Raw genomic sequence first — 23,579 nt, forward strand, 5'->3', positions numbered from 1 at the left:
TTTTCAGAGGCTGTGTTGGCTAGTCGACAGTGAATAACTATTCATCGACCAGTTGTTCGATGCGGTAGACTCCCTGTTTGCCTCCGAGTTTTTGCGCCAGATAAGGCAGGGCGTTTTGCATCTGCGCCATCAATGTCCAGGGCGGGTTCACCAAAATCATACCGCTGGACGTCATGCCCCTTTGTTGGGTGTCCGCCTCCAGTCCCAATTCGAAAACCTGAATGTTGCGAATGCCGCTGTTTTGGATGGCATTGAGCATTTTCGCAATCTGCTGACGCTGCACCACCGGATACCAAATGGCATAGGTGCCAGTGGCGAAGCGTTGATGGCAGGCTTTCAATACCTCCACCACACGGTCGTAGTCGGTTTTAACCTCATAAGGCGGGTCAATCAACACCAGCCCGCGGCGTTCTTTGGGCGGCATGGCTCCAATCGCGGTTTGAAAGCCGTCCTGGTTGAATACCTTGATGCGGCGATCCTGTTTGAAATTGGCCTGTAGGGTCTGCTGTTCGCGCGGATGCAGTTCACACAGCGACAGACGGTCGTGCTCACGTAGCAAGTGGCTGGCAAACCAAGGCGATCCGGGATAGTGGCTCAATCTTGTTTTTGAGTTTGAGCAGGCCTGTTGAAACTGTCTGACATTTTCTACATAGTCCGCCACAATACCCGGCAGATCGGTTTCTTGCCACAGGCGGGCGATGCCGTTTTCAAATTCGCAGTTCTTTTGCGCTTCGGAAGCGTCCAGTTCGAATCCGCCGGGGCCGGAATGGGTGTCCAGATAAAACACCGGTTTGGATTTTTGGGTCAGGTATTGCAGGGTATGAACCAGTACCGTGTGCTTGAGAACGTCGGCGAAATTGCCGGCATGAAAAGAGTGAAGATAACTCAGCATGTTGAATCCAAAGCCCCGTGTGAATGTGCAATAAGCCATTGCAGTGGTTGAAAAACCGTATTATAGCGAGCAAATGAAGGATATCGAAGCAAAAAGACCTGAAGTCAAATAGTTCAGCTGGGTGAGTTTTATTTGGGGTTGGGCATGACAGGCTAGCGTCTTGTCATGCCAAGATTTGCATAAGGTTATTTGAGTTTTGCAATAGCACTGCGGGTGGTTTGGGTTTTAATGTTTTTGGTGCGGTCCACCAAATCCTGCATTTGGCTTTCCATTTCCAGATTGGCCGAACTCATCTGTTCGACCAGTGCGGCATTTTGTTGGGTGTTTTGATCCATGCTTCTGACCGCCTGATTGATCTGGTTGATGCCGGCGGATTGTTCTTGCGAGAGGTTGCGGATTTCGCCCACCATCGAGGTGACCTCATCCACTTGGGTGACGATTTGGTTGAGCATGTGGTTGGATTCGTTTGAGAGTTCGGATCCTTTGCTGATCAAATGGGTGGTTTCGTTGATGAGTCCGCTGATCTCCTTGGCTGCATCCGCCGATTTTTGCGCCAGCGCTCGTACCTCACCCGCCACCACCGCAAAACCGCGGCCATGCTCGCCGGCACGGGCTGCTTCCACTGCGGCATTCAAGGCCAGCAGGTTGGTTTGAAACGCAATGCTGTCGATCAGGCTGACAATCTCGGTGATTTTGGAGCTCGACTGATTGATCTCCTCAATCGCATTACGTGTCTGCTGCATGACGTCAGAACCTTTTTGAGCCACGGTTTTGGTGAGCTGGGATTTTTCATCGGCCAATTGGGCGTTATGCAAGGAGTTCTCGACGGTGGCCGCAATCTCTTCCATGGAGGCGGCGGTTTCTTCGATGGACGCCGCCTGGCTTTGGGTGCGGTGATTCAAATCTGCATTGCCGGTCGAGATCTGGTTGACGTTGGCCAAGGTGGTGTTGGCCTTGTCCTTAATGCCTTCAAATTGCTCCGACAGGTTATTGATGGATTGGTTGATAATGTCTTGCAGGCGTTTCAAGTCACCGTCAAACTGTCCGTTCACCTGAGTGGTCAAATCCCCTTCGAGCAAGGAGGTTAGACTGTCGCTGAATAAGCCCAGCCCCTGATTTAAACTCGACAGCGTTTGGTTTAGGTTGTCTTTCAGCGATTTCAGTTCACCGGCCGCTTCGGACTCTATTTGCGCAGAAAAATCAGAACGCGCCATGTGTTCAACGGCCTGGTTTATCTCGCTGACCACGTTGCTCAGAGTGGCTTTGGTTTCCAATGCATTGTCCAAGGCCTGTTTGAATCCACCCAGAGCGGTGGTGTTGTGCTCGATGTCGCGTTTCAGGTCGCCCGACTTCAACGCATCCAGAGAGTTGTTCAACACGGCCATCACATCCTGCAGATTGCTGGCGGTGGCGTTCACATTCTGTTTTAGGTTTTCCAGGTCGCCGGTAAACTCGCTCTCAATTTGATTGTTGAATTCGCCCTTGGCGATGGATTGCATGATGAGGTTGATTTCGCGAACCGCATTGCCCACGCTTTTAAGCAAATGGTTCAAAGCTTTAACATTGGATTCGTTAGGATGCAATTCTACTTGAATCGAGAAGTCGCCGGTTTGAGCCACTCGGTTGATGGCCTCGGCGGTGGCATCGGCCACCTGTTCGTCTTTTTTCATCAGCAGGCTGTAATAGATCAACACCGCCGATTCGATCACCACAAACAGAGCATGCAAAAAGGTGATGCTCCAGCTGCAGTCGTAGTTGAACAGCATCACCGGCATGCCGCCGATTACCACATCGTTCAACTGCAAATAGGTCAACAACAGGTGATGCACCGCCCCGACCGCGGCTGCGGTGACCACCACCAGCCAATCCTTGAATATCAGTAAAAAGGCCAGCCCCACAAATATGTGGAAGTGCATTTCAATGCGTCCCAGCTGGGTTTGGATCAGCGAGGCCGAAAGCAACATGACCAAAATACCCGCAACGATTCCGAAGCCACGCGTTCCTTTCAGCAGTGAATAGGAGACGAGGGTGAGCACTCCAATCAATCCGGCCGAGGCAAGCGCAAAGTTTTCCGTTCCATATCCGATTGGAGCCACAAAGGCCAAAACCGGAAGATGTGCCAGCAATAGCCAAAACACTTTTTTGTCGACAGACAGTCGGCGATTATTTTGTGCGGTATTCATGATGTTTCTTACCTTATTAATGGTTCGTGTTCAGTTTTCTAAGTTGGGTTAAATCTTCAATGATGTAGTCATAACGCAAATGCATATTGGGGTACATCACTCTAAGTTTCCCGGTGGGATCAATCAAAAACAAAGTTCCCGGGTGTTCAATTTCATAATCCTCGGCGGTGGCGATGTTTCTGTCGGGGAAAAACGCCGCATTGTACAAAGTGGCAATAGACTGAACCTGTTTGATTGAGTCACTTCTCAAGGCGTAAAAGTTGGAACCGAATTGGTTGAAGTAAGCATCTAGCATCTCATCCGAGTCGCGTTGCGGATCCATGGTCACAAAGATGAAGTCGATGTCTTGTTCCGCAGTTTGGTGGTGGATGTTGAACATCACCCCGACTTGGTTGTGACAGACTTCATCGCAATTTAAATAGCCAAAATACAAAAAAACATAGTTTCCCCGGTGCTGTGCCAGCGAATGAGGCTGGCCAGCCGTGTCTTTAAACTCAAAAGGTTTGGCTTCTTGGTTCAGGCTGTGTCCGTACAAGTCGTCATCTTGTATCCAACTGAACACAAAGGGCAGGGACAGCAACAGACTAAGACTCAAGAATACTAGACCGTAGGTTTGGACTTTATTCACCTTTTGTTCGCCTGATCCGTAATTTTTGTATAGCTATTGTACATGTTTTATTTCGTTTTGTATTGGTTTGTCTTTTTTGTACTCTCATCAAATGGGTTTTCAGCACATGGGCGTGAATCTTAGAGTGTTTTTATGGCTTGTCAAAGTACTTTCTTATTAGATTTATGGGGTTCCTTTCATGTTTAATATTATTTTTCTTAAAAAGAATAAATAATTCTTGAAAAGCAATTGACCTTCTGTAAAATGTGAAACAAAGTTGCTTTAAAGGAATAAAGATGAGTGCTTCTTATGTGTTAACCGTTTCCTGTCCTGACCAGATTGGTATTGTGTCTCAGGTCTCTACGTTTTTGGCCGATCATCAGTGCATGATTTCAGAGGCCAACCATCACGCCGACGAAGAGTTGGGCATGTTTTTCATGCGTAATGAGATTTCCAGCCTGAATATGACCGAAGAGCTTTTCAAGCTGAAGTTCTCGGAGATTGCCGAACGTTTTGATATGCAATGGAAACTCTCGTCGGGTACCCAGAAAAAGCGCGTCATCATCATGGTCAGTAAACAGGATCATTGCCTGTATGACCTGCTTTACCGTTGGAAATCAGGGGAGATGGATTACGAGATTCCATGCGTGATTTCCAATCACACCGATTTGAAGGGCTTGGTTGAATGGCACGGGATTCCTTATGTACACATTCCAGTCACACCAGACAATAAAACACAGGCTTTTTCCGAAGTGGTCAAGTGGGTGGAGCATTATGAGGCGGATACGATTGTGTTGGCGCGTTACATGCAAATCATTCCGCCGGACTTATGCCGCAAATATCCCGGGCAGATCATCAATATCCATCACAGCTTTTTGCCTTCTTTTATTGGAGCCAAACCTTATCACCAAGCGTTTGAGCGCGGTGTGAAACTGATTGGTGCCACCTGCCATTATGTCACCGAAGACTTGGACGCGGGACCGATCATCGAGCAGGAGGTGCGACGTGTCTCCCATAGCGAGTCGGCGGATGAAATGGTGGTGCTCGGCAAGGACGTTGAAAAAAACGCGCTGGCGCGCGGTCTTAAATTTCACTTGGAAGACCGTGTGCTTTTGAGTGGCAATAAAACCATCGTATTCGCTTAGGAGATCACCATGCCGTTACGTTTGCTTAAATATGCTTGGAAAAGTCCGGAAGAAGAGTTGCGTTTCTTCCCGCAAGAAAAGCCGTTAGAAAAAGAGTATGACGTCGTCATTATCGGCGGGGGCGGTCATGGAATGGCGTGTGCCTATTATCTGGCCAAAGAACACGGTATCACCAATGTGGCGGTGCTTGAACAGGGCTATATCGGTGGCGGAAATACCGGGCGTAACACCACCATTGTGCGTTCCAACTATCTAACTTCCGAAGGGGTCAAATTCTATGACGAGAGTTTGAAACTGTTTGATGACCTGAGTGAAGATTTTGATTTGAATATTTTTTACTCCACCCGCGGACACTACACTATGGCGCATACCGATAGCGCCATGCGCACCATGCGCTGGCGTGCGGAAGTGAATAAACACCACGGCATCGACAGTGAGGTGGTGGATGTGGAAACGATTCAAAAAGACATTCCCTACATGGATGTGGAGTGTAACGGCCAGCACCCGGTGATGGGCGCTTTATATCATGCACCGGGTTCCGTCGCACGACATGATGCGGTGGCCTGGGGTTACGCTCGTGGCGCGCAGATGCGAGGGGTGGAGATTCATCAGAAAACCCAGGTGACCGACATCAAAACTGCGTCTGGAAAGGTGGTGGGCGTGGAGACCAACCGCGGTTTCATCAAAGCGAAAAAGGTCATCTCCATGGTGGCGGGCTCTTCTCCCCGAATCACTAATATGCTCGACATCAAAACACCGATCGAGGTGTTTCCATTGCAGTCCTGTGTGACCGAACCGGTCAAGCCGTTTATGAATACCATTGTGGTTTCCGGCAGCCTTCATGTCTATGTCAGCCAATCGTCGCGCGGCGAACTGGTAATGGGGGCGTCGGTGGATCCGGCGGAATTGCACTCAACCCGTTCAACGTTGGATTTTGTGGAGGGCTTGACCGACCAGATGATGGATTTGTTTCCGTTCACCAGTCGCCTCAAGATCATGCGTCAGTGGGCCGGAATGAGTGATATCACGCCGGATTTTGCGCCGATTATGGGCAAGACTCAGATTGACGGTTTTTACCTCGACAGCGGTTGGGGAACTTGGGGGTTCAAGGCCACGCCAATCAGCGGCAAGACCATGGCCTATACGGTTGCGACCGACACCACTCATGAACTGATCAAACCGTTCAGCCTGGATCGGTTTGAGAGGTTCAATCTGGTTGGAGAGAAAGGTGCGGCTTCGGTCGGACATTAAGGAGACGTTATGAAATTTATTGATTGTCCACCGATCGGAAGACGGGCCTTAAGCGAGTTTGTCTACGGCGGTCTTGTGAAGCATGAACCCGACCATGAAAACGTTTCGGAAAGCGTTTGGGCGGAACACGTTTTTTACCGACACAGTCATCCGCAAATTCAAAAAGAGTGGTGGTATCACCGACCTACCGGCATGTGGTTTTTCTTTGAGAGAGATACCTTAACGGATGTCATCCATCACGTCAGTGTTGCAACCAAGGGATATGCAAATGAAGCTTAGATTGGAAAAACAGCCTCTGGAATGGATCGATCGGTCACAATCCCTTACCTTTAAAATCGAAGGCGAATCCATCCCCGCTTTTAAGGGGGATGTCATCTCAAGTGCGCTCTGGGCCAAAGGTCTTAAAGTGATGGGAAGAAGCTTTAAATATCATCGTCGTCGCGGTCTGTTGAGCTTGGCCAACCACGATATCAACGCCCTGTTCCAATCGGTCGATTATCCGAATATCCGTGGGGATGTGGTGTCGGCGGAAGACGGTCTCAGCCTGACAGCCGTCAACACCTTTGGCAATCTAACCCGGGATGCGGGCTCCTTGGTCGAATCGATCGCAAAGTTTTTGCCGGTTGGATTTTATTACCGTGCGTTCTATTCACCCAAATTTCTATTCCCCAAATGGGAGTCTCTGATTCGCCATATGGCGGGTTTAGGGAAAGTCGATACGAATTGGACAGAAGAGCGCAAGCACAAGCGTTATCACTACTGCGATGTGGCAGTGATTGGTGCCGGTCCGGCCGGGATGAGTGCGGCGATTGAGGCCGCCAAAAACGGGGTTGATGTGTGTTTGATCGACGAGAACCCTTTCATTGGCGGGTCTTTGGATTATCAATATGTCAACGAGTCCAGTCTTGAAAGCGTTCGCGACAACTTAAATCAGACCATCGAAGAGATGCCCAATATCACGGTGATTTCTTCGGCCTATGTGGCCGGATACTATGGCGACAAGTGGTTGGCGGTGAACACGCAAAGCGGATTGATTAAGCTGTCGGCTTTGTCGGTGGTGGTGGCGACCGGGGTGTTTGAACAACCTGCGGTATTTAGAAATAACGATTTGCCTGGTGTGATGAATGCCAGCGCCGCGCAACGTCTGATAGCTCGCTATGGGGTGGCACCGTGTGGTGAGGCGGTGATTCTGACGTCCAATCCTGAAGGGTATCGCGCCGCTTTGGATCTCCGTAAAGCAGGAATTCAGGTATTGGCGGTATTGGATACGGGGCGTCCCAGTCATGACTGGTATGAGCAGGTCAGCGATTTGGGCATTCCGGTTTATAAAGAGATTCAGTCCATTGAAGCACATGGCAAAAAACAACTCCATGCTGTCACCTTTCAGGTTAATGGCTTGTCGCATACCTTGGACTGCGACGGCTTGTTGATGAGTGTGGGTTGGGCTCCGGCAGGTGCACCGTTATATCAAGCGGGTGGGAAATTCTCTTACGATGAAAAGGTGCAGCAACTTTTGCCTAAAACCCTGCCGCAAGGGGTGTTTGCATGCGGTCGTATCAACGGCGTGTTCGATATTTATGATCAGTTTAAGGATGGAAAACAGACCGGTCTGAATGCAGCAGAATATGCTTTGAATCAGACACTGAGTCCATGTGACGTCCTAAAGTCTCCGACGCCACACTCGCATTCTTATCCGATTTGGGATCACCCCAAAGGCAAGGCCTTTGTCGATTTTGATGAGGACGTTCAGTTGAAAGACCTGAAAGGTGCGATTGCGCAAGGTTTCGACAATATAGAGCTGATGAAACGCTTTTCAACCATCGGCATGGGGCCCAGCCAAGGCAAACACAGCAATATGAACGGCATTCGCATTCTCGCCAAGTTAACCGGAAAAAGCATCGACCAAACCGGGTCGACCACCGCACGACCGATGTTCCATCCAACCCCCGTTTCTCACCTGGGCGGCATGCGTTTCAGGCCTGAGCGTCAAACCGCGCTGCATCATCTGCATGTGGGATCCCAAGCCAAATTCATGGAAGCGGGCAACTGGTTGAGACCCGAATATTATCAAAGCGATCTAAATCGACAGGCCTGTATCGAGGCCGAAGTCTTGGCGGTGCGGGAATCAGCAGGCCTGATCGATGTCTCCACCTTGGGGAAAATGGAAGTATTTGGTCCGGATGCGGCGAATTTGATGGATCGACTCTACACCATGACGATGTCGAATATGAAAGTCGGAGCCAGCCGTTATGCGGTGATGGTGGACGATACCGGCGTGATTATCGACGACGGTGTGGCGGTGCGTTATTCGGAAAATCATTTTTACGTGACCACCACAACCAGCAGTTCGGATTCGGCTTATCGCTTGATGCAGAAAAAAATCGTCGAATGGGGCTTGGATGCCACGGTCTTGAACCGCACCGGGCAACTTGCTGCGATGAACCTGGCCGGCCCCAATAGCCGTAAAATTCTGGCGCAGTTGACGGATTTGGATTTGAGCAATGAGGCTTTCCCTTATCTGGCCATGCGACAAACTCAGGTTTTGGGCTTTGATGCGACCCTGATCCGTGTTGGCTTTGTGGGTGAGCTGGGCTATGAAATCCATTTGAACGCCTCTGATGCCGTGCCAGTCTGGCAAGCGCTGATGGCTGAAGGAGCGGAATTTGGCATTCAACCGTTTGGGGTGGAAGCTCAGCGTCTGCTGCGGCTGGAGAAGGGGCACATTATTGTCGGTCAGGACACCGACGGTTTGATGAATCCGTTCGAGGCCGGCATGCCTTGGTCGGTTCACCTGAAAAAACCGTTTTTCATCGGCAAGCCCAGTTTGGCCAAACTCAAAAGCTTGCAGAAACGCAAACTGGTCGGATTTGAACTGCTGGTTGAACCTTCCAACGGGGATTCTGACGAGTCTCCATTGGAGTCGAACCTGATCATCGAATCCGGAGACATTGCCGGACGCGTGACCAGCGTTGCCTGGAGTCCGAATTTGGATAAAACCATCGGTTTGGCGGATGTCACGATGGAGCATGTAGAGCTGGATAAGCTTATCCATATCAAACTAACCAGCGGTGCTTTGATTGAAGCCAAGGTGGTGCCCTTGCCTTTTTACGATCCGGATGGCAAACGACAGCGTCCTGAGGAACTGCTGGAAGGAGACGTAGCATGAGCATTCAACTGCAAAGCTCTAGTTTAGAACATTTAACCGTTTTAAGAGGCAAGAACCTGTCCGGTCTGGTGCAAAGCCTGACGGGCTCGGTTCCAGCCTTGTTCCACTATCAGAAGTTCGAGAACCGGGGGTTTATTGCCAACCTGGGCAGCGAAGAATTTCTGATCAATTTGGCTGATTTCCATCGAGACCAGCTTGAATCAGATCAATACGCATTCCAACGGGGGGATGTGGTGATTTCCATATCAGGTCAATGGCGTGAATTGATGTCTGAAGTCTGTATTTATGATTTCAGGCAGGCCTGTCCTGGTGAATTTTTAATGGTTTTGGTTGCCGGAGTGTCTGTCTGGATGCTGATTCCGGAAGCGACCGAGACGTTGGTAATGGGATGTGACCCGACTTACGGGCACTACCTGTTTAAAACGCTTGAACACCAAAAAAACACCTCCCCTTTTCTAAATCACGGAGTGCAAAAATGACCTTAGAAGAAGCAAAACAATTCCTCGCCGACAATGACGTGAAATACATCCTGGCGCAGTTTGTTGACATACACGGCGTGGCCAAGACCAAATCCGTTCCGGCGAGTTGTCTGGAAGACATCGTGACCTCCGGTGCCGGGTTTGCCGGGTTTGCGGTTTGGGGGCTGGGTCTGGAACCACATCAAAGCGACTATATGGCCAAAGCGGATCTGAGCACCTTGACTTTGGTTCCGTGGCAACCGGGCTATGCACGCATCGCGTGCACCGGACACGTCAATGGCCAACCTTATGAATACGATTCACGTCACATCATGCTGCAGCAGATCGAGCGTCTGTCGCAAAAGGGCTGGACCTTGAATACTGGCATCGAGCCGGAGTTCAGTCTGTTGAGAAAAGACGACAACGGCCAGATGGTGCCGTTCGACGAAACGGACGTGTTGGATAAACCTTGCTATGACTATAAAGGCATGTCGCGCTCACGTGAGTTTTTGGAAAAGTTCGTTGATTCGTTGCAGCAGGTCGGGTTTGACGTCTATCAGATTGACCATGAGGACGCTAATGGCCAGTTCGAGATCAATTATACCTACAGCGACGCCAAAACCTCCGCCGACCGCATCACTTTCGTGCGCATGGCGGGCAGCGAAATTGCCAATGAAATGGGCATGACCTGTTCGTTCATGCCCAAGCCGAATTCCTCCAGAACCGGCAACGGCTTTCATTATCACCTGTCGGTCACCGATCCGGAGGGGCGTAATTTGTTTGCCGATGATAGTGATGCCAATAACCTGGGTTTGTCTGAAATGGCCTATCACTTTTTGGGCGGCTTGATTCACCACGCCAAAGCCTTGTGCGCCTTTTCCGCACCCACCGTCAACTCCTATAAACGTTTGGTGGTCGGTCGGTCTTTGTCAGGAGCCACCTGGGCTCCGGCATTCATCAGTTACGGCGACAACAACCGCACGGCGATGGTGCGGGTACCCTACGGGCGTTTGGAATTCCGGTTGCCCGATTCCGGATCCAATGCCTACCTGGTGACCGCCGCGATTATCGCGGCGGGATTGGACGGGGTGGAGAAGAAACTCGACCCCGGCACGCCTAAAAACATCAACCATTACAAACTGTCTTTCAAAGAATTGGAGGATTTGGGCATTGAAACCTTGCCGCAGTCTTTATCGGAAGCCATCAACGAATTGGAAAAAAGCAGCCTGTTTCACGAGCAGTTTGGGGAGGCGTTTGTTAAAGAGTTTATCGATATCAAACGTATGGAATGGGTTGAGTACCAACGACATGTTTCGGATTGGGAAATTGACCGTTATGTGGAATTCTTTTAAGGAGAGAAATTATGTGCGGAATAGTCGGACTCTATTTGAAAAATGCCGAGCTTGAAAGCCAGCTTGGTGAACTGTTTGAACCCATGTTGATTGCCATGACGGATCGCGGACCGGATAGCGCCGGCTTTGCCATCTATGGTGATGAAGTGGAAGAGGGCATGGTGAAATTAACCCTGCAACACGAAGATGCCAACTACCACTGGCATCAGCTGGCCGGACAGCTGGAAGAAGAGTTCAACACCCCGGTTTCGGTGTTGCACAATGCCAATGCGGCGGTGTTCAAGCTAAAAGGGGAAGAGTCTGCCGTCAGGGAAGCGATTGTCGATTATGCACCCGATGTCAGCATCATGAGCGTGGGGCGTTCCATTGAGATTCTAAAATCGATTGGATTGCCCAAAGAGATTGCCGCCAAGTTTAATCTTAAAGGCATGAAGGGATCGCACATCATCGGCCATACCCGTATGGCGACCGAAAGCGGCGTATCCATGGAAGGCTCGCACCCTTTTACCACCGGCATGGATTTGTGTCTGGTGCATAACGGTTCCTTGTCCAACCACAACCGCCTGCGTGAAGAGTTGAAAGCCAAAGGAATTGTGTTTGAAACCGAAAACGATTCGGAAGTGGCCGCAGGCTATCTGACCTGGCGCTTGAAAGAGGGAGCCACCGTTAAAGAGGCTTTGGAAGGTGCGATTGAGGACTTGGACGGATTCTTCACCTTTACGGTGGGAACCAAAGACGGTTTTGCCGTGGTGCGTGATCCGATTGCCTGCAAACCGGCGGTGATTGCCGAAACCGACGATTATGTGGCCATGGCCTCCGAGTACCACGCCTTATCCACCTTGCCCGGAATTGAACAGGCCAAACTTTGGGAACCGGATCCCGGCAAAGTGTATTTCTGGGGCAAAGAGTAAACGTTTAAGAATGAATGTGAAGGAATGGTTATGGAATTCGATTTAAAAAAACAGACGGTCAGAGAACTTAATCAGGCGTTGCATGATTTGCCGAAAGATTCGACAGAATCCGTCGTGGTCAATGGCATGAGCGGCGATCATAACGTATGTGTGGGCATGGATCAGCCGGTTGATATTACCCTCAACGGCCATGCCGGTTATTACTGTGCGGGCATGAACAAGTCGGCCAATATTACGGTGCTGGGCAATGTCGGCCAAGGGGTTGCGGAAAACATGATGTCCGGCAAGGTTCATGTGAAGGGAAATGCCAGTCAGTCGGCGGCGGCAACCGCGCATGGCGGATTGTTGGTGGTGGACGGCGATGCTGCGGCCCGTTGCGGCATTTCGATGAAAGGCGTCAATATTGTGGTCAAAGGTTCCGTGGGGCATATGAGTGCGTTCATGGGGCAGTCGGGTTGCATGGTGGTGTGTGGTGACGCCGGCGAGGCACTGGGCGATTCTTTGTACGAAGCGCATCTTTACGTTAAGGGTAAAGTGGCCTCTTTAGGGGCGGATTGCATTGAGAAGGAGATGCGTCCGGAACATATCGAAGAGTTGCAGGCCTTGCTGGATGAAGCCGGTTGTGAAGATAAGCCGGAAGAGTTTACCCGTTATGGTTCGGCTCGCCAGCTGTATACCTTCAAAGTTGATAATGCGTCAGCGTATTAACTCAGCCAATTAAACATTGAGAAAAGGAGTCTATCATGACTGATAAGCAACCAGGATTGATTGAATCGGCGACGTTCAGCCGAGATGTGATTAATGAGATTCAACGCGCTGCAGACACCGGTATTTATGATATCCGCGGCTTTGGGGCCAAAAGAAAGGTGCCACATTTTGACGACTTGCTGTTTTTGGGGGCGAGTATGTCGCGTTATCCTTTGGAGGGTTATCGTGAAAAGTGCGGCACTGACGTGACACTTGGCACCCGTTTTGCGAAAAACCCGATCAAGCTGGATACGGTGGTGACGATTGCAGGCATGAGTTTTGGTGCCTTATCCGCCAACGCCAAAGAGGCTTTGGGACGCGGCGCAAACCTGGCTGGAACCTCTACCACTACCGGAGACGGGGGCATGACGCCTGAAGAGCGTAAAACCTCTAAAACCTTGGTTTATCAGTACCTGCCTTCGCGTTACGGCATGAATCCGGATGATCTTCGCAAGGCCGATGCCATTGAAGTGGTCTTGGGGCAAGGTGCCAAGCCCGGCGGAGGCGGTATGTTGTTGGGTCAGAAGATCTCGGACCGTGTCGCACACATGCGAAACTTGCCAAAAGGAATCGACCAACGCAGTGCCTGCCGTCATCCAGACTGGACAGGACCGGATGATCTGGCGATCAAGATTCAGGAATTGCGCGAGATAACCGACTGGAATGTGCCGATTTACATTAAGATCGGAGCGACCCGTACTTATTACGATGTGAAGTTGGCAGTGAAGGCCGGGGCCGATGTAATCGTATTGGACGGCATGCAGGGCGGTACGGCCGCCACCCAAGATGTATTTATCGAGCATGTGGGCATTCCCACCATGGCAGCTTTGCCTCAAGCAGTGCGTGCGTTGCAGGAGATGGGCATGCACCGTAAGGTTCAGTTGATCGTGTCGGGCGGAATCCGCAGCGGAGCCGATGTGGCCAAGTGTATGGCGCTGGGAGCGGACGCGGTGGCGATAGGAACCGCGGCTTTAGTCGCATTGGGTTGTAACCACCCTAAATGGGACGAGGAATATCAGAAGATCGGTTCGGCAGCCGGTTATTATGACGATTATCATGAAGGTAAATGTCCGGCGGGTATTTCCACTCAGGACGAGGAACTGGCGTCGCGTCTGGATCCTGAGGATGCAGGACGTCGCTTGGCGAACTATTTGCATGTACTGACGCTGGAGGCGCAAACCTTGGCCAGAGCCTGCGGGAAATCGCATCTTCACAATCTGGAACCGGAAGATTTGGTGGCCTTGAATGTGGAAGCGGCTGCCATGGCGGGTGTGCCATTGGCCGGAACGGACTGGATTCCAGGTAAGCAGGGGTATTCATAACGTCATGCACGCTCAAGTTATTGATGGTAAGGCGGTTTCACAAACAGTCAAGGACCAGGTCAGACAGAAAGTGTTGCTGCGCAAATCCCAGGGTCTGAGGGCTCCGGGTCTGGCGGTGATTTTGATTGGTGACGATCCGGCTTCCTCTGTTTATGTCAACAGCAAGAAAAAGGCCTGCGAACAGGCAGGCCTGGTGTCCAAGTCTTGGCATTGGCCCAGCACGGCGACACAACCCGAGCTGTTGGACTTGATCAAGCAACTGAATGAGGATGCGTCAATTGACGGCATTCTGGTTCAGTTACCTTTACCCGAACAGTTCGATGCGGAAACGGTTATAGAAGCGATTCATCCGCATAAGGATGTGGATGGGTTTCATCCCTATAATATCGGGCGTTTGACGGTGCGTATGCCGACTCTAAGACCGTGTACGCCTTACGGCTGCATGAATTTACTGAATCATTACGACCTGTCTGTTAAAGGCAAGCATGCGGTGATTGTCGGGGCCTCGAATATCGTGGGTCGTCCGATGTCGTTGGAGCTTATGTTGGCTGGAGCCACCACCACGGTTTGTCATCGCTTTACCACCGACCTGAAAACCCATGTGGGCATGGCCGATATTTTGGTCAGCGCTGTGGGCAAACCCAACTTCATCCCTGCGGATTGGATTAAGCCGGGAGCCATTGTCATCGATGTCGGAATCAACCGTTTGCCGGATGGTTCCTTGACGGGGGATGTTGATCCCCGTGCCAGAGACGTAGCCGCTTATGTGACCCCGGTTCCCGGAGGAGTCGGGCCCATGACGATTGCGATCTTGTTGCAAAACACCCTGAAAGCCTGTGAGATTCATGACCTGAATTCCGTTTAATTGCATCCGCTTGAGCGGGCAATAAAGCCAGCTAGGTTTCGGTTTAGGATTGAACGTGGGGATATGTTCAAGAACTGGCTTAAGTTATGATTCTGATGGGAAAAAAGCATTTTGAAGTGCCGCTGACTTTGTCGAGCGGCTTTTTTGTTGGGAAGACAAGAGGCTATTAAAGCATTGGTTTTGGCTTTACGGTCAGCGGATTAGCGGGAATTGAACACACTTTAGAGGGTTGAAAATGAAGATTCTGATATTGCAGCATACCGCCACCGAAGGGGCCGGTATGGTTTTGGACTGGTGTGCACAAAAGGGGGCGGAGGTATCCTATATTAACTTGTATGAATCCCATCCACGGTTTGATCTGGATGAACCCGTTCAACTGCTGGTCGTGCTGGGTGGCCCTATGAGCGTCAATGATGAAAACGATTATCCCTGGCTTAAAGCCGAAAAGTGCTTTATCCGCCAGTGTCTTGAAGCATCGATACCTATTTTGGGACTGTGTTTGGGCGCGCAACTGATTGCATCGGCATTGGGCTCTCAGGTCGTGGCGAACTCGGAATCCGAAATTGGCTGGCATGAGATTGAAGGGCTGGCCAATCAAACGGACGTTTTCCCATTGCCCGCTTGCATGCCGGTGTTTCATTGGCACGGTGAGACATTTGAATTACCACCCCATTCGATTCGTCTGGCAAAAAGTGCTGCCTGTGAAAATCAGGGTTTTCAATTGGGTGACAAGGTGATTGGGTTGCAGTTTCATCCCGAAATCACTGTGGACACGATTGAGACGTGGATTGCGGATGCCAGTGAATCGCTTAAGCCTTCAAGCTATGTGCAAACCCCTGATGAGATGCGGGCTCAAGCCCAAACGTATCTTCCTGATTCGAAAGCGCTGTTGTTTGAAGTGTTGGATTATCTAGTGAAGTAGACGCAAAGGTGAATAGGCAAAAGCGTATTCACTGCTTTATCTCTCACACCCTCCCGCGTTTAATTCATTCTTCTGTTCAATTCAATCCCGTCTGGTTTTTCTTTTTTTGAAAATGAACAGGCCTGTTCATTTTGCTTACAATGATTTGGAAAAAACCCCCAGTCGGGTTTGATTGAACGCCTGTTTGCGGTAAAACTCAATCGCCGCCTCATTCTCTAAATCGTAGACCAGTTGCGCGCGGCTGCAGCCGGCCTTTTGACAGCATTCTATGATCTGATTCAGCAGTTGCTGACCAATGCCTTGGCTTCGGTACTTTTGGTCGATGACCAGATCCTCGATCCACGCCGATTTGTTGCCGGTTGCGGTGGAGTAGACCCATTGAGCGGTGCCCATACCAATCACCCGGTCTTGTTCATTGGTTGCCACTTTGCAGACACAATCGACACTCTGGATGATGTGTGCTAATGCCGTCTGGTGTTTTTGGGCATCAAATTCAAAGTCGGCTTCAATGGAAAAGAGCTGTTTCAAGAGGTCGGTCATGGCGTTCAGGTCGGAGGAGTTCGCATCCCGTATGTTCATAAAGTTCTCCTTTTATTATTCTATAGCCAATAAAAAAGGCCGCGAGTGCGGCCTTTTTATCTTAAACGGATCGTGAATTATGACTTGTGGTCAAATTCAGGGTAGGCTTCCATGCCACACTCTTTCATATCCATACCTTCCATCTCTTCTTCCTCAGTAGGACGAAGACCCATTGTCTTATCAATGATGTATAGAACAATGATTGAGGCGATGAACATCCAAGCGAAGGTAGCAACCGTACCGACCAACTGACCGAAGAAAGTTGCATCCGCATTGCTGAATAGTACCGCGAAGATACCCCAGATACCGGCTGTACCGTGTACAGAGATGGCACCCACAGGATCGTCCAGTTTCATTTTGTCCATGAACACGACAGACAATACGACAATCAGACCACCGATGGCACCGATGAACATGGCCAAACCTGGAGTAGGCGCAAGCGGTTCTGCGGTAATGGAAACCAGACCGGCTAGAGCACCGTTGAGCACCATGGTCAAATCGGTTTTACCAAACATGAACTTACTTAATAACGCCGCTGCAATCATACCCGCTGCGGCGGCTGCATTGGTGTTGACGAAAATCGCCGCAACTGCATTGGCTTCATCGACGTTTGAAACCATCAGTTCCGAACCACCGTTGAAACCGAACCAGCCCATCCACAGGATAAACATACCCAATGTCGCCATTGGCAGGTTGGCACCTGGAATCGGGTGAACTTCACCGTTAGGTCCGTATTTACCTTTACGCGCACCAACCATGATGACGGCTGCCAATGCGGCGGCTGCACCTGCCATGTGAACCACAACAGAACCGGCGAAATCCTGGAAGCCAAGCTGGTCTAACCAACCGCCGCCCCATTTCCAGTAACCTTCCATAGGGTAAATCACAGACGTCATGACTACTGCGAAAACAAGGAAAGGCCAAAGCTTCATGCGCTCAGCAATCGCACCCGATACAATCGACATGGTGGCCGCTGCAAATACCGCCTGGAAAATGAAATCAGACATGCCTGAGTAGTAAGGCGCACCTTCACCACCGGCAATCACCGCTTCCACCGTATTGTCCGCACCCAAGAAGAAGCTTAGGTCAGGTAGGTAGGCGCTGATTGGATCGCCCGGATACATCACGTTGTAACCCACAATCAGGTACATCGTACAAGCCACACTGTAGAGCAGTGCGTTTTTAGTTAGTATTTCAACTGTATTTTTACTACGAACAAGGCCCGCTTCCAGCATCGCGAAACCGGCAGCCATCCACATGACAAGTACAGCGCTCATTAAAAAATAAAACGTATCCAAAGCGTAGGATAGTTGTAAAAAATTCCCTTCCATAATCTACTCCATCTTAAAAGTTATAGTGCATCGTCGCCTGTTTCCGAGGTGCGGATACGGATAACTTCTTCTAATGGCAAAATGAAAATTTTGCCATCGCCAATTTTGCCTGTTTTGGCCTGTTCAACAATAAGCGCAACCACTCTATCTACCATCTCGTCAGCTATCGCTATTTCTAACGATACCTTAGGAACAAAAGAAATTTCGTATTCCGCTCCTCTGTAGATTTCATGCTGGCCTTTTTGACGTCCATAACCCTTTACTTCGGAAACAGTCAGACCAAAATCGCCTAGCTCTGAAAGAGATTCTCGAACACTGTCTAGTTTGTAAGGATTAATGACCGCTTTAATTAGTTTCATATCGCGAGCCCCCTCAAAAGAAATTGAAAAGAACCAAACCGCACAAAATTTCAGCAGTTTGGTTCAAAGTTGGTATGGAACAAATACCAGCAAGGGTAAAGATAGTTTAATGCCAGGAATAAAAAGTTAATTCAAATCATTGGCTTAGGTGAAAATGGGAAGGGTTATTTCTTTTTAGGAAATAAAGTTGCACCAATAGTAGTGGAGATGGGAGTTATTCTGGTGCGTTCTGGTCGTAAAAAATGATGTTTAGAAAGCGAATAGGCACTTCGATGAGCTCTTCCGGGCCATGCGAAATTCTGGCGTCATAGGTCAAGGAGTCGCCAGGCTTCATATGATAGGTTTGCTTGCCATGGCGATAAATCAGCTCGCCTTCCAGAAGGTGCATGAACACCTTACCCTCATGGCTGAAGGTTGGAAAGACTTCGCTTTTATTGTCCAGCGAGATTAAAAAAGGTTCAAATAGCTTTTTGGGCCCGTGGTCGTAAGCAAGCAAGTGGTAGGTGTGACCTACCTTGGTGCCTCTGCGAACCACCTCCAGTTTTTCCTCTGATCGTACAAGCTGTGCACCGCCTTCCTCGGAATCGAACTCCCTGAAGAATGACGAGATAGGCACACCTAATGCTCTGGAGATTTTCAGCAATGAATCCAAGCTGGGAGAAACCTGTCCGTTTTCGATCTTGCTCAACATGCCGCGGCTGATGCCTGATTGTTCGGCAATATCCGCAATGGTCAGGCCTTGCTTCTTACGCGCAGTGTTGATGATTTTTCCAATATGCAGATCTAGGGTTTGGTGTTCTTTTATGCTCATAGCTGTCTTGTAAATACCATGTAAGTGAAGTCAATAAAGGACTGAATGAAACCTAAATTACGTGGGTAATTATACAGGGTTAGAGTGTGTTACAGCTAGTGATTCGATAGAAACGGCAGCTTGCCATGAGAAGTGGGAGAGGTATAAATAAAAAACCCCAAGCTTATTGAATAGGCTTGGGGTTTGAATATGGCTCCCGATGCTGGACTCGAACCAGCGACATACGGATTAACAGTCCGGTGTTCTACCAACTGAACTAATCGGGATTAGTAGACCAAGCTTGTCGCTTGATGAGTGCGTATTATAGGGAAAATTTTGGGCTCTGCAACCCCTTTTTATAAAAAGTTTTCATTTTTATGACGCTTTAAAAACAGGCTTGCCCGGTTTTGTCCCAATGTTGAAAAAAATGGCTACATAAACTGTCATTTGTACAGCGATTCAAGCCCTTTTAAGGGCCTTAGACAGGTTTAGACTGAGGCGTCTTTCCATTCAAGGTTACGAAGGCGTTGAATGTGGCCATTCCGATCCCAGTGGAATAAATACAACCATTCATTGTCGATCAGGTTTCTGACCGCTTCATGCTCTTTTGCCACCCGTTCAATGGCTTCTTTGGGGGCGTCGATGTAGACGCTCAGACGCAGAGGTTCGTGCATCCAGTTTTCACCATCGTGCAGGGATTGCATGGGTAAGCCGATTCTTAAATCTCCCCCGTTGCCTTCAAATACGCCGATGCCGCCATCCACTACATTATGCAGAACCTTGTTGCCGCTTCCGTAGATGTGGTTGTCACAAACGGATGCATAATATTGAAGGTTGATCCAGTTGGTGACCACCATTGGGGCGGTCATGATCAGGGTGAGCAGACTGTTGTCTGTATCCTGCTCATAATCGTAATCGTGCAGGAAGGTGCGCCCCTCGAAATCCAGGCCGCGGGTTCGCGATCTGGGAGCCACGATGAATGCGGCGTTATTGGAAAGCCCCCATTCCGGACGTACCTGGGACCAGTCCTTGGCGCGACGCTTGATGGATTGGTGCAGGGCTTGACCGTGCAGATGGGTTAAGCCGAGTCGGGTGGCTCTTTCCTGACGTGCCAAAGTCGTGGCCTGTTCTAACCAGCATTGCAGCTCGTTAGGGACTTGATCTATTCCGTAGCAGGTAAACTCATCGGTGGTGGTGTTGTGCATGGCGGCAATGAACTGGGTGTCTTCCGGGATAGTCATCCCTTGATTCACCAGGCCTTGTCGAACCTGGGGGTCATTGAGCAAGTAGGCCAGTACCCTGACGTTGACTTCACCGGTTTGTCCGCCGCAGGCACCGCAGTCGAGACCGGCAGCATGCGGATTGTTGCAACTGCTGCTGCCGTGACCCACCAGCATGACGTGTTTGGCCAGATTCTTATCCAGCCCCATCGCCTTGAGAATTCCGGCGGCCAGTTCGACTTTCTGCTGCAGGCTGACCGGTTCGCCATCCTGACTCAACTCAAAATCATCCTGCATGGGCAGATTGTTGATCGGATGTGCATGTTCTTCTGGAAACAGGCTGTTGCGTAACAGTTTGAAGGCATACATCAGCCCAACGGATTCGACCATGCTGAAGGTGGCTGGAGGAGCATTCCCCCATTCGATCCAGCGGGCTTTTTTGTTAAGTTTTTGCTCGGTGGCGATCAGCGTGGTCGATTCGGTGATCGGACGAACACGAATTGCAGATTTGAGCAGGCCTGGTAGCTGAGGTCTGGCAACCTCGCTTCCAGTTGGCTGAAATTCGATTGGCAGTCCAAAGAAACCGGCAAAACCTAGGGTTTCAATGTCGGGATGCTGAGCCTCGAGCGCTCGGCGCATGACTTCCGATCGAACATCGATGCAGAAAGCCGCCTGAAGCAGGGGCTGGCTTTCGGTTTGGGTTTTCTTGGCGGAAGAGACGTGTTGCAATTGTTGATGCAATTGCGATTGATAGGCGATTTCCGCCGCACGTTGCCAAACCCATGCCTTGCTTTGTGATTCCTTGTGGGTCTCAATCAACTTGGGCAGGATAGTCAGTTGATGACGCCACATGACTTTGAGTTCGTTGAAAACGGAACGGTCACTGTTTTTTTGATGACGCCACAGCACCCATTCCCAGGCCATGCGAATGGCCAGAAAGTCGAGCATGAGCTGGTTGTCATGTTGCTGAAGACCATCCTGCCATTTCAGATAGGCGACCCAAGAAGCCCAGCCGTTTACGTCCATCAAAAGCGCGTGGCTATAGTCGCCAATCTGGTGTGCGGGCACACCCAAGCCAGCCAAGGCTTCGGCCAGCAAGTCTTCGGCGCTGTCGGGCAAATCAAGAAATTGCTCTGTCAGGCCGTTTTCGGCCATGAGTATTTCGATACCTTTGTCTGAACGAGTCGAGGCCAGCCAGCTGGAATAAAGTCCTTGATAGGTATTGGCATAGGATTCTGAAAGCGGTTTTTCGCGAAAAAAGTCCGCACAGAATTGACTGATCTGATGGGTGATTTCATCGCGCCAGGCCATTTTATACTTGCGGTCACGCCCGCTATCAACGAAGTCGCTGACGTTATGCCAGTGAGTATATTCGTCATCTTCCAGTAGGTAGCGTTCCAAGGATTCCACACTTAGATCGGCATCCACTTCTTGAGCCGCCTGGCTGAGGTGTTGTGGCTGCAGGCTTTCCATCCAGACAGACTGATAATAGGATTTGGGCATCAAGCAGTTGACCTGTGTCAATGCGGTCAGCTTGGCGGACACGTCACTGAAATGGTGATGGCGCATTTCCCACCAAGGGTTGACTGCAATCAACTCGTCCAGCGGCCAGGTGGGAGCGATGCGTTCACACGCTTGTCTAAGCTGTGTTATTTGAGATTCGTTCAAGTGTGGCGCAAGTGCTTGCGCCTGTGAAGCAAGTTGAGCGGATGTCATTTGATTAACTCCTCTTTTGGAATCTGCAATTTTTTGGGCTTGAAACGAACCGGAAGACGTGTGGGGTAGATTCGCAAGTTCAATCGCGTAACCCATTCATCCAGATAGAAGCCGGCATAAAATGCGCGCCAAACTCTGGTCATGGCAGGTCTGTTGGCGTGGTAGCGTAATAAGATATAGCCGATGAAGAAACCGATCAGCAATACCGCGACCCAAAGATCGCCCGCCCAGCCCACACTGGTGGTCATCGAGGAGGCAATCCAGTGAGCGCCGGTTTTTTCGAGGCTGTAAATCACCAGAAGCACCGCGGCAAGACCAAGCATGGAAACAATTGAAGCTTGATTTAAACGACTTTTTCTTTCTGCCAGCAACAGCGTCAGGGCGATGGCGAACAGTAGCCATGGACTGTAAGGTTCAGGCAGGTTCATGACCCAGATCAGGCCAATGACCAAGGCAATTGACAGCAGGCCTGCCAGGATCCAATCAGTGGTTGTTGGGGGTTGAGCTTTGGCCAGGCGACGTTTCATGGTGGATTCCACCTCGGATCCGGAATTTAAGAAGGCGTAGGCTTTGTAGCAGGAGTGGGCCACTAGATGCAGTAGTGCCAATTCAAAGAGTCCTAAAGCACATTCCACCAGCATTAAACCCATTTGCGACATGGTAGACCAAGCCAGCCTGACTTTGACGGTGGCACGAGTCATCATCACCAATGCAGCCAGTACGGTCGTGAGTCCACCTATAACCAGCAATAGCCATTGTGCCGAGTTGGAAAGCATGATTAAAGGGGCGAAGATAATCATCAAAAAACCGCCCAAGTTGATGATCCCCGCATGCAGTAAGGCGGAAACAGGTGTGGGGGCTTCAACGACTTGAATGAGCCAGCCATGCAGGGGCAATTGGGCACATTTTATTAGAGCAGCCATGGCCAAGAGTGTCGCCGCAAACTGGTCAAGATAACTCAGTTCTTTTGCAACGCTTAAGGTTTGGTAGATGTCGCTTATCAACCAGGTTTGATGTTGATAATAGAGCAGAAACATTCCGCCTAATAAACAAGCTTCCGCCAAACGGGCGAAAATGTATTTCTTGTGCGCTGCCAATACCGCTCTTTGACGCTCCGGGTAGAAAATCAGCAAACGGTGAAGGCTGATGCTGATCGAAATCCATGCGAGCATCATGAGAAGCATATGGTTGCTGATGACAACCAGGGTCACACTTCCCAGTGTGAGAAGCAGCCAACGTAAATATCGACGTTCTTCTTCGCGGTTTCCCACCATGTAAGCGCTGGAGTAGCGTATGTTGACAAAGGCAATGAAACTGATTAATCCAAGCATCACCAGGCTGACCGGAGAGTGGGTGATCCAGGTCATGTTTTTGCTTAAGGTAAGGCTGTCCATAACGGTCAGAGTGCCCAGAATGATAGAGATTGCTAAAGCCAGCAAACTGATATTCATGGCTAAACGCCAGTTTGCACGTCGCTCATTGGTTAAAGCCGTAATAAAGAATAACAGTGGAATCGCCAGCAAAAGCAGCGACCCAATCCATTGACTGTCCATAATGTTTTCCCTTTGATCCCTTTATTGCCTGTGGCTCTACCCTATGAAATCGAAATTTCAGGAGTTGGGGTGGCAGTAGGCACTGTGCGCTTAGGCTTAAATTTTCGGTGGATAAAGTAATCGCAACAATAAGGCGATTGCTTGCAAACTTAAACATCATGGTAAGAAATACCCAGGATAAAGAAAAATTGGTAATTCCTATGTGAGCCA

20 protein-coding genes and 1 tRNA gene are annotated in these 23,579 nt (G+C 50.0%); 11 read left to right on the top strand and 10 right to left on the bottom strand.

Annotation, left to right across the window (positions count from 1 at the left end; translation table 11 throughout):
- Positions 1–37: 37 nt before the first annotated feature.
- From B076_RS0103225 to B076_RS0103235, 3 genes are all read right to left on the bottom strand, one after another.
- Positions 38–892: a 23S rRNA (adenine(2030)-N(6))-methyltransferase RlmJ gene (locus B076_RS0103225; RefSeq protein WP_028486035.1), complete on the bottom strand. Its 855-nt coding sequence runs from the start codon at positions 890–892 to the stop codon at positions 38–40.
- 185 nt (positions 893–1,077) lie between these two features.
- Positions 1,078–3,075 (bottom strand): methyl-accepting chemotaxis protein, encoded by a 1,998-nt coding sequence (locus tag B076_RS12945; RefSeq protein ID WP_051347146.1) that lies wholly within the window; start codon positions 3,073–3,075, stop codon positions 1,078–1,080.
- 16 nt (positions 3,076–3,091) lie between these two features.
- Positions 3,092–3,703 (bottom strand): SCO family protein, encoded by a 612-nt coding sequence (locus B076_RS0103235; protein ID WP_028486036.1) that lies wholly within the window; start codon positions 3,701–3,703, stop codon positions 3,092–3,094.
- 275 nt (positions 3,704–3,978) lie between these two features.
- On the opposite strand from B076_RS0103235, the gene purU reads away from it, so the two are divergent.
- The 11 genes from purU to B076_RS0103290 all read left to right on the top strand — a co-directional run bounded on the left by purU (position 3,979) and on the right by B076_RS0103290 (position 15,821).
- The gene (gene purU, locus B076_RS0103240; RefSeq protein ID WP_028486037.1) at positions 3,979–4,827 is read left to right on the top strand and encodes a formyltetrahydrofolate deformylase; all 849 of its coding nucleotides are present in this window, start codon (positions 3,979–3,981) and stop codon (positions 4,825–4,827) included.
- A gap of 9 nt (positions 4,828–4,836) precedes the next feature.
- Positions 4,837–6,078: an FAD-dependent oxidoreductase gene (locus B076_RS0103245; protein WP_028486038.1), complete on the top strand. Its 1,242-nt coding sequence runs from the start codon at positions 4,837–4,839 to the stop codon at positions 6,076–6,078.
- Positions 6,079–6,087: 9 nt separating this feature from the next.
- On the top strand, positions 6,088–6,357 hold the full coding sequence (locus tag B076_RS0103250) for a sarcosine oxidase subunit delta (protein ID WP_028486039.1): 270 nt from the start codon (positions 6,088–6,090) through the stop codon (positions 6,355–6,357).
- The gene (locus B076_RS0103255) at positions 6,347–9,244 is read left to right on the top strand and encodes an FAD-dependent oxidoreductase (RefSeq protein ID WP_028486040.1); all 2,898 of its coding nucleotides are present in this window, start codon (positions 6,347–6,349) and stop codon (positions 9,242–9,244) included. The genes B076_RS0103250 and B076_RS0103255 overlap by 11 nt, the downstream gene beginning before the upstream one ends.
- Positions 9,241–9,723, top strand: a complete 483-nt coding sequence (locus B076_RS12950) for a hypothetical protein (protein WP_051347147.1) — start codon at positions 9,241–9,243, stop codon at positions 9,721–9,723. The genes B076_RS0103255 and B076_RS12950 overlap by 4 nt, the downstream gene beginning before the upstream one ends.
- Positions 9,720–11,054, top strand: a complete 1,335-nt coding sequence (gene glnT, locus B076_RS0103265) for a type III glutamate--ammonia ligase (protein ID WP_028486041.1) — start codon at positions 9,720–9,722, stop codon at positions 11,052–11,054. The genes B076_RS12950 and glnT overlap by 4 nt, the downstream gene beginning before the upstream one ends.
- A gap of 11 nt (positions 11,055–11,065) precedes the next feature.
- Positions 11,066–11,965 carry a class II glutamine amidotransferase gene (locus B076_RS0103270; protein ID WP_028486042.1) on the top strand — a complete coding sequence of 300 codons (900 nt, stop codon included), beginning with the start codon at positions 11,066–11,068 and terminating at the stop codon, positions 11,963–11,965.
- 30 nt (positions 11,966–11,995) lie between these two features.
- Entirely contained in the window at positions 11,996–12,673 is a 678-nt protein-coding gene (locus B076_RS0103275; RefSeq protein WP_051347346.1) for a GltB/FmdC/FwdC-like GXGXG domain-containing protein, read from the top strand.
- 35 nt (positions 12,674–12,708) lie between these two features.
- Positions 12,709–14,034 (top strand): FMN-binding glutamate synthase family protein, encoded by a 1,326-nt coding sequence (locus tag B076_RS0103280; protein ID WP_028486044.1) that lies wholly within the window; start codon positions 12,709–12,711, stop codon positions 14,032–14,034.
- 4 nt (positions 14,035–14,038) lie between these two features.
- Positions 14,039–14,899, top strand: coding sequence for a bifunctional methylenetetrahydrofolate dehydrogenase/methenyltetrahydrofolate cyclohydrolase FolD (folD, locus tag B076_RS0103285; RefSeq protein WP_028486045.1), 861 nt, complete (start codon positions 14,039–14,041; stop codon positions 14,897–14,899).
- 235 nt (positions 14,900–15,134) lie between these two features.
- Positions 15,135–15,821 carry a type 1 glutamine amidotransferase gene (locus B076_RS0103290; RefSeq protein ID WP_028486046.1) on the top strand — a complete coding sequence of 229 codons (687 nt, stop codon included), beginning with the start codon at positions 15,135–15,137 and terminating at the stop codon, positions 15,819–15,821.
- A gap of 135 nt (positions 15,822–15,956) precedes the next feature.
- Here the strand turns inward: B076_RS0103290 and B076_RS0103295 are convergent, their stop codons facing one another.
- From B076_RS0103295 to B076_RS0103325, 7 genes are all read right to left on the bottom strand, one after another.
- On the bottom strand, positions 15,957–16,400 hold the full coding sequence (locus B076_RS0103295; protein WP_028486047.1) for a GNAT family N-acetyltransferase: 444 nt from the start codon (positions 16,398–16,400) through the stop codon (positions 15,957–15,959).
- A 77-nt stretch (positions 16,401–16,477) separates the two neighbouring features.
- A complete protein-coding gene (locus B076_RS0103300; protein ID WP_028486048.1) occupies positions 16,478–17,731 on the bottom strand; it encodes an ammonium transporter in 1,254 nt (417 codons plus the stop codon).
- 20 nt (positions 17,732–17,751) lie between these two features.
- Positions 17,752–18,090, bottom strand: a complete 339-nt coding sequence (locus tag B076_RS0103305) for a P-II family nitrogen regulator (RefSeq protein ID WP_028486049.1) — start codon at positions 18,088–18,090, stop codon at positions 17,752–17,754.
- Between the two features lie 214 nt (positions 18,091–18,304).
- Complete coding sequence (locus B076_RS0103310) at positions 18,305–18,901, bottom strand: helix-turn-helix domain-containing protein (protein WP_028486050.1); 597 nt, start codon at positions 18,899–18,901, stop codon at positions 18,305–18,307.
- A 190-nt stretch (positions 18,902–19,091) separates the two neighbouring features.
- Positions 19,092–19,167, bottom strand: a tRNA-Asn gene (locus tag B076_RS0103315).
- 201 nt (positions 19,168–19,368) lie between these two features.
- On the bottom strand, positions 19,369–21,816 hold the full coding sequence (locus B076_RS0103320; RefSeq protein WP_028486051.1) for a YbcC family protein: 2,448 nt from the start codon (positions 21,814–21,816) through the stop codon (positions 19,369–19,371).
- Positions 21,813–23,369, bottom strand: a complete 1,557-nt coding sequence (locus B076_RS0103325; protein WP_028486052.1) for an NADH-quinone oxidoreductase subunit L — start codon at positions 23,367–23,369, stop codon at positions 21,813–21,815. The genes B076_RS0103320 and B076_RS0103325 overlap by 4 nt, the downstream gene beginning before the upstream one ends.
- Positions 23,370–23,579 lie beyond the last annotated feature (210 nt).

It is taken from the genome of Thiomicrorhabdus chilensis DSM 12352 (assembly GCF_000483485.1).
In the GTDB taxonomy this organism is placed as follows: Bacteria; Pseudomonadota; Gammaproteobacteria; order Thiomicrospirales; family Thiomicrospiraceae; genus Thiomicrorhabdus; species Thiomicrorhabdus chilensis.

Bases quoted from the DNA above. Each gene is read 5' to 3' on its own strand.
- B076_RS0103280 (WP_028486044.1), top strand. From the start codon at position 12,709: ATGACTGATAAGCAACCAGGATTGATTGAATCGGCGACGTTCAGCCGA.
- B076_RS0103245 (WP_028486038.1), top strand. From the start codon at position 4,837: ATGCCGTTACGTTTGCTTAAATATGCTTGGAAAAGTCCGGAAGAAGAG.
- B076_RS0103325 (WP_028486052.1), bottom strand. From the start codon at position 23,369: ATGGACAGTCAATGGATTGGGTCGCTGCTTTTGCTGGCGATTCCACTG.
- purU (WP_028486037.1), top strand. From the start codon at position 3,979: ATGAGTGCTTCTTATGTGTTAACCGTTTCCTGTCCTGACCAGATTGGT.
- B076_RS12950 (WP_051347147.1), top strand. From the start codon at position 9,241: ATGAGCATTCAACTGCAAAGCTCTAGTTTAGAACATTTAACCGTTTTA.
- B076_RS0103225 (WP_028486035.1), bottom strand. From the start codon at position 892: ATGCTGAGTTATCTTCACTCTTTTCATGCCGGCAATTTCGCCGACGTT.
- B076_RS0103305 (WP_028486049.1), bottom strand. From the start codon at position 18,090: ATGAAACTAATTAAAGCGGTCATTAATCCTTACAAACTAGACAGTGTT.
- glnT (WP_028486041.1), top strand. From the start codon at position 9,720: ATGACCTTAGAAGAAGCAAAACAATTCCTCGCCGACAATGACGTGAAA.
- B076_RS0103255 (WP_028486040.1), top strand. From the start codon at position 6,347: ATGAAGCTTAGATTGGAAAAACAGCCTCTGGAATGGATCGATCGGTCA.
- B076_RS0103290 (WP_028486046.1), top strand. From the start codon at position 15,135: ATGAAGATTCTGATATTGCAGCATACCGCCACCGAAGGGGCCGGTATG.
- B076_RS12945 (WP_051347146.1), bottom strand. From the start codon at position 3,075: ATGAATACCGCACAAAATAATCGCCGACTGTCTGTCGACAAAAAAGTG.
- B076_RS0103270 (WP_028486042.1), top strand. From the start codon at position 11,066: ATGTGCGGAATAGTCGGACTCTATTTGAAAAATGCCGAGCTTGAAAGC.
- B076_RS0103300 (WP_028486048.1), bottom strand. From the start codon at position 17,731: ATGGAAGGGAATTTTTTACAACTATCCTACGCTTTGGATACGTTTTAT.
- B076_RS0103250 (WP_028486039.1), top strand. From the start codon at position 6,088: ATGAAATTTATTGATTGTCCACCGATCGGAAGACGGGCCTTAAGCGAG.
- B076_RS0103310 (WP_028486050.1), bottom strand. From the start codon at position 18,901: ATGAGCATAAAAGAACACCAAACCCTAGATCTGCATATTGGAAAAATC.
- folD (WP_028486045.1), top strand. From the start codon at position 14,039: ATGCACGCTCAAGTTATTGATGGTAAGGCGGTTTCACAAACAGTCAAG.
- B076_RS0103295 (WP_028486047.1), bottom strand. From the start codon at position 16,400: ATGAACATACGGGATGCGAACTCCTCCGACCTGAACGCCATGACCGAC.
- B076_RS0103275 (WP_051347346.1), top strand. From the start codon at position 11,996: ATGGAATTCGATTTAAAAAAACAGACGGTCAGAGAACTTAATCAGGCG.
- B076_RS0103320 (WP_028486051.1), bottom strand. From the start codon at position 21,816: ATGACATCCGCTCAACTTGCTTCACAGGCGCAAGCACTTGCGCCACAC.